1 protein-coding gene is annotated in these 532 nt (G+C 50.6%); it reads right to left on the minus strand.

The genetic code is table 11. The annotated features are described in order from the left end of the window. Positions 1–95 precede the first annotated feature (95 nt). Entirely contained in the window at positions 96–377 is a 282-nt protein-coding gene (locus B4U49_RS00250) for a peptidylprolyl isomerase (protein ID WP_078082627.1), read from the minus strand. Positions 378–532 lie beyond the last annotated feature (155 nt).

Genomic DNA, 532 nt, shown 5'->3' on the forward strand with positions numbered 1-532 from the left:
AACATCCCTGTTTTAGAAGGTCTTACAAAACAATACCCGGCAGCGGCACCTTTGCGTCTGGTTTCTGTGGAATAGTCGAAACCTTGGCGAATCAATCAGTCTGAGCGGCTGGTAACTTCCAGCAGGTGATAACCGAACTGGGTTTTCACCGGGCCGTGTACCTTGTTCAACTCATCGTTGAAAACCACCTTGTCAAATTCCGGCACCATCTGACCCTGGCTGAACTCACCCAGATCACCGCCATTGCGGCCGGAAGGACACTTGGAATATTGCTGGGCGATCTTTCCGAAATCTGCGCCGTCTTCAATCTGCTTTTTCAGATCCTGACACTGAGCTTCGCTTTCTACGAGAATGTGGCGGGCTGTTGCTTTTGGCACGGGAGTCTCCCTGAACTTTTGTTGAGTAAGTTTGTGAGCGGCAAGCTTAGTGGGTTCTGTTCTCGCAAGCCAGTTCACTAAAGAGCTAAATTTACGCAAGTGGATGCTAAGGTGCCGCTGCCGGGAACACTTTCGCGAGACCTTCTAAAACAGGG

This window comes from Microbulbifer mangrovi (assembly GCF_002009015.1).
GTDB classification, from domain to species: Bacteria; Pseudomonadota; Gammaproteobacteria; order Pseudomonadales; family Cellvibrionaceae; genus Microbulbifer; species Microbulbifer mangrovi.